Origin of the sequence: Clostridium sartagoforme AAU1 (assembly GCF_000401215.1) — a bacterium.
In the GTDB taxonomy this organism is placed as follows: domain Bacteria; phylum Bacillota; class Clostridia; order Clostridiales; family Clostridiaceae; genus Clostridium; species Clostridium sartagoforme.
Genome location: NZ_ASRV01000170.1, coordinates 1 through 5,128 on the forward strand (window position 1 = coordinate 1; position 5,128 = coordinate 5,128).

The 5,128-nt window shown below is 27.0% G+C and carries 4 protein-coding genes; 2 read left to right on the top strand and 2 right to left on the bottom strand.

All coding sequences use genetic code 11. The features are described from left to right. Positions 1 to 116: 116 nt before the first annotated feature. Positions 117 to 677 (bottom strand): manganese efflux pump MntP, encoded by a 561-nt coding sequence (locus A500_RS14175; RefSeq protein WP_016208254.1) that lies wholly within the window; start codon positions 675 to 677, stop codon positions 117 to 119. A 190-nt stretch (positions 678 to 867) separates the two neighbouring features. On the opposite strand from A500_RS14175, the gene A500_RS14180 reads away from it, so the two are divergent. Further along, complete coding sequence (locus tag A500_RS14180; RefSeq protein ID WP_016208255.1) at positions 868 to 2,085, top strand: 6-phosphofructokinase; 1,218 nt, start codon at positions 868 to 870, stop codon at positions 2,083 to 2,085. Between the two features lie 279 nt (positions 2,086 to 2,364). Continuing rightward, positions 2,365 to 4,284 carry an ABC-F family ATP-binding cassette domain-containing protein gene (locus A500_RS14185; RefSeq protein WP_016208256.1) on the top strand — a complete coding sequence of 640 codons (1,920 nt, stop codon included), beginning with the start codon at positions 2,365 to 2,367 and terminating at the stop codon, positions 4,282 to 4,284. Positions 4,285 to 4,565: 281 nt separating this feature from the next. On the opposite strand, the gene dut is transcribed toward A500_RS14185, so the two are convergent. After that, a complete protein-coding gene (gene dut, locus A500_RS14190) occupies positions 4,566 to 5,003 on the bottom strand; it encodes a dUTP diphosphatase (protein WP_016208257.1) in 438 nt (145 codons plus the stop codon). Positions 5,004 to 5,128 lie beyond the last annotated feature (125 nt).

Here is a 5,128-nt window from a genome sequence, read left to right on the forward strand (position 1 = left end):
TGCTTTCAATTTTTCTATTTTGCTTAAGTAATACTATTATCTTATATCATAATACTGCAATAATATAAATTAATAATTGAAACATATATATAATTATAACACTAATATTCTACATATTAAATATTAAAAAATATCATTTCTAATGCTAATATTAATAATATTATTCCACCTAGCAAATCTGCATATTTACATATAAAATCAACCTTTCTTATATATCTACATAAAAAGAAACCTGTGGTACATATTAGTAAAGTTATTAAGCCTACCAAAACAGCATCAATAAATAACAATATTGCATTAATCTCAAAAAAAGATGTAAAACCAACTACTAAAGCATCTACACTTACTGACATTCCTAAAATTAAATACATTGATTTTTTTATTAAAACAGAATCGTCTTTATCATTCTTTTTAAAAGCTTCAAATATCATTATAAGACCTATTAAAGCTATTACAATTCCGCCTATCATATTAGGAATTGCTACAATATATGTATCAAACAAATTTCCTGCTATTCCCCCCAAAAATATAAATAGAAATTGAAAAAATGCAAATGAAGCTATAAATCCCCATTTATTTTTTCTTTTTAATGTGGGATTTATCCCCAAACATATACTAAGTCCAAGTGCGTCCATAGCCATAGCTACACCAATTAAAATTACCTCTCTTAATCCCATCTTTTAGTAAACTCCTCCAAATTATATAATTCTACTCTATATATAATTATAAAGTATAGTATTTATGTATTATTTTTTTGAAATAAACCCTTTTAATATTACAAATTTTATTGTATATTATTAAATAGGGTATATAATATTTTAAAAAGTATATCACATTTTGTATTTTTTTATAAAGGAGAGTAGCTTAATGGCGAATTGTATAATTGCTCAATCTGGTGGTCCAACATCTGTTATTAATTCTAGTGTAGTAGGTTTGTTACAAGCAAATAAAGATTTAGGTGCCTTTGATAAAGTATATGCAGGTTTAAACGGAATAGAAGGTATATTAAATGGAAATATAATAGAATTATCATCTTTTTCAGATGAAGAAATAAATACATTTAGATACACACCATCTTCTGGATTAGGTTCTTGTAGATATAAAATGAAGAATTTAGAAGATTCAAGTGAGGAATATGATAAACTTTTAGACATATTAAATATAAACAATATAAAAGCCTTCTTTTATGTAGGTGGAAATGATTCTATGGATACCATTGCTAAATTAGGTAAGTATGCGAAAAGTTCAGGAATAGATATAAAATTTATAGGAATTCCTAAAACAATAGATAATGATTTAATGTATACTGATCATACGCCGGGCTTTGGAAGTGCTGCAAAGTTTATTGCTACAACAGCTCTTGAAACATATTTAGATTCATCAGTTTATATTAATAATGGAATCTTTATCTTAGAAACAATGGGGAGAGATACAGGTTGGCTAGCTGCTTCTTCATGCACAGCTAGAATAAATGGAAAGCCAGTTGCAGACTTTATCTACTTACCAGAAGTTGCTTTTAATATAGAACAATTTCTTCTAGATGTTAGAAAGAAATTTCAAGAAAAGAATAAAGTTTTTATAGTTGTTTCTGAGGGTTTAAAAAATTCTGAAGGCCAATTTATTACTGAAGTGACCAGACAAGCTCATGACAATTTCGGACATGCTCAACTTGGTGGTATAGGTAATTACCTTAAAAACTTAATAATATCATCAGGTATAACAAGTAGAGTAAAATCTCTTGAATTAGGAGTTTTACAAAGATGCTCTATTCACTGTGCTTCTGACGTAGACTTAGAGGAAGCCTTTGATGCTGGTTATTCTGCCTTAAAATTTGCTATTGATGGAAATAGTGGCTATATGGTTGGAATTAAAAGAGATTCAAATTCACCATATACTACATCTCATTTTCTTGTTGAAGCTGATAAAATAGCTAACAATGTTAAATATTTTCCAACAGAATTAATTAATGAAGAAGGAAATCACATAAGAGAAGAAGCTTTAGATTATTTCTTACCTCTTATATCTGGAACCCCTTCTCTTGTAATAGATAATCATTTACCAAAATTCAAAACAATTTCTAAATAATAAAAAAGTATGTAAGATTAATAAATTACTCATAGTTTAAGATTTTCACCAATACTATGAAGTAACCTTTAATTCTTACATACTTTTATTTATGTAAACTCCTAAATTACTAACTTAAATATTATCAATTTAAAAATTATTTAATTAACTACAGAATATTTATTATTACTTATAGTTATTTGATTAGTATAATACCTTAGAGTATAATAAAGTTGGAATTATAACTTTATTATATTTATATATATTGTAGATATTTCAAGATAATAATAGGAGGATAAAATGATAGTTTTAAGTTGCAAAGATATATCGAAAAGCTATGGTATAAGAGATGTATTGAAAAATATTACATTTTCAATTAATGAAGGAGATAAAGTTGGAATTATCGGTGGTAATGGCGAAGGAAAATCTACTCTTTTTAAAATAATTTCTAAAGAAATATCTCAAGATTCTGGAGAAATATTTATTGATAAAAATAGAACCATAGGATATTTAACACAACACGTTGATTTAGATTTAAATAATACTATATATGATGAAATGAACTTAGTTTTTAAAGAATTAACCGATATTGAAAATAAACTTCATACTTTAGAAATCAAGATGAATGAGCCTTATGATGAGAATAAAGCTTCATATCATGAAAAAATTATAAAGGACTATACTACTCTTCAAGACTTATATTCTCATAAAGGTGGCTATACATATAAAGGTGAAATTTCTAGAGTTCTTAAAGGTCTTGGATTTTTAGAAGAGGATTTTGATAAAATAATTTATACTTTAAGTGGGGGACAAAAGACTAGAGTTGCTCTTTGTAAATTACTTTTAAAGAATCCTGATATAATTTTACTAGATGAGCCAACAAACCATCTTGACCTACAAGCTATAGAATGGCTTGAGGATTATTTAAAAAATTATAAGGGAACAGTTTTAGTAATTTCTCATGATAGATTTTTCTTGGACACTGTAACTAATAATACATTTGAAGTTATTAATGGTCACATTAATTGCTACAATGTTTCTTATACTAAATTCATTGAGCAAAGAAAGAAAAATTATGAGGCTCAACTTAAAGCCTATAATCTTCAACAAGCAGAAATCAAAAGGCAAGAAGCAATAATAGAAAAGTTTAGAAGCTTTAATAGAGAAAAAAGTATTCGCGCTGCTGAAAGTAGAGAAAAAGCTTTAGATAAGATGGAGAAGATAGATGCTCCTGATAAAGAAAAGGAAGCTACTAAAATTAAATTTGAAACCTCAGTAAAAAGTGGCTATGATGTTCTTCATATCGAAAATTTAGCTAAAAGTTATGGTGATAAAAAACTATTCTATAATCTTAATTTAGATCTTAAAAGAAGTGAAAAAGTAGCTCTAATTGGTGAAAATGGTCGTGGTAAGACTACTTTATTTAAAATCATTTTAGATAGCTTATCACCAGATAATGGTAAAGTAGTTCTTGGCACAAATGTAAATGTTGGATATTATGATCAAGAACAATCTGATTTAAATTTAGATAAAACCATATTAGATGAAGTTTGGGATGAGTTTCCTAATTTAACTACTTCTAAACTAAGAGGTGCTCTAGCATCTTTCTTATTTACAGGAGATGACGTTTTTAAAATTATAAATACCCTTAGCGGTGGTGAAAAGTGTAGAATTAACTTGCTAAAACTTATGTTATCAAGATCTAATTTATTATTACTAGACGAACCTACAAATCATCTTGATATAATGTCTAGAGAAGCTCTTGAAGATGCTCTATTAAGCTACGATGGCACATTAATAGTTATATCTCATGATAGATACTTTTTAAATAAAGTAATTAATAGAATACTTGAACTTAATGAAGATGGTATTAAAGAGTTTTTAGGAAACTATAGCTACTATCAAGAAAAGAAAATCAATCCAAATAGATTTGAAATTTTAGAAGAGCTTGCTAACGGCAAAACCAAAACTCAATTAAAAGATGAGAAAAGAAAAAAGAAAGAACTTGAAAAAGAAGAGAAATCTTTAAAATTAAAAATTAAAAAACTTGAAGATGATATATCTAAAGGTGAAGACTATTTATTATCACTTCAAGAACAACTTTGCCTTGAAGAAATTTATTCAAATCCTATTGAAAGTGAGCGCGTAAATAAAGAAATTAAGGATTTAGAAGAAAAAATTTCATTTTTATATGAAGAATGGGAAAACTTAAATAAATAGTGCACTCTATTTTTAAAGATTGCGCTGCAATTTATTTTGGTTCACAGAGCGTAACTTACAGTTGTTGGGTAAAATACCATATATAATATAAATTGCTAAGCAATTCATAAATGAAAGATTTAAAAAATTAAAGCCTATCTACTGAAACTTGCTTGAAGTAGATAGGCTTTAATATTAAGCTCAGTTGTAGAGTACTAAACTTGAACTATAAGTGTAAAATACCTTTTATTCAAAATTCTATAAGGATTTTCTTCTTTCAATCGTTAATTATCAATTATGAATTATTTTCCACTTGAGCCAAATCCGCCCTCGGCTCTTTCAGTATCGCTAAGTTCTTCTACCTCTTCAATATCAACATACCATACAGGTTTAACTATCATTTGTGCTATTTTCATTCCTTTTTCTACTATAAATGGCTCCTTACCATGATTTATTAATATTATTCCAACTTCTCCTCTATATCCTTCGTCTATAGTCCCTGGTGTATTTAAAACAGTTATACCATGTTTTAATGCAAGTCCACTTCTCGGTCTAACTTGAGCTTCTGTTTGTGGTGGTAATTCAATTTTTATTCCAGTCTTTATTAATGCAGTTTCTGATGGATTTATTGTTACCTTCTCTACCGAATATAAATCTAATCCAGCATCTCCTTTATGTGCATAACTTGGTATTATAGCTTCATTATGTATTTTTTGAATCTTTAATTTAAATTTATTCATTAGCAATTCCTCCTATAAAAATAATATATAATACAAAACTATTGTCCACTTAACTAAATCATTAATTAACGCATCTATATTTTATCAATTAACTATAGCTTATGTCTACATCAATATTATTAAAA

Excerpts from the sequence above, each read along its gene's own strand:
- A500_RS14175 (WP_016208254.1), bottom strand. The coding sequence starts at position 677 with ATGGGATTAAGAGAGGTAATTTTAATTGGTGTAGCTATGGCTATGGAC.
- A500_RS14180 (WP_016208255.1), top strand. The coding sequence starts at position 868 with ATGGCGAATTGTATAATTGCTCAATCTGGTGGTCCAACATCTGTTATT.
- A500_RS14185 (WP_016208256.1), top strand. The coding sequence starts at position 2,365 with ATGATAGTTTTAAGTTGCAAAGATATATCGAAAAGCTATGGTATAAGA.
- dut (WP_016208257.1), bottom strand. The coding sequence starts at position 5,003 with ATGAATAAATTTAAATTAAAGATTCAAAAAATACATAATGAAGCTATA.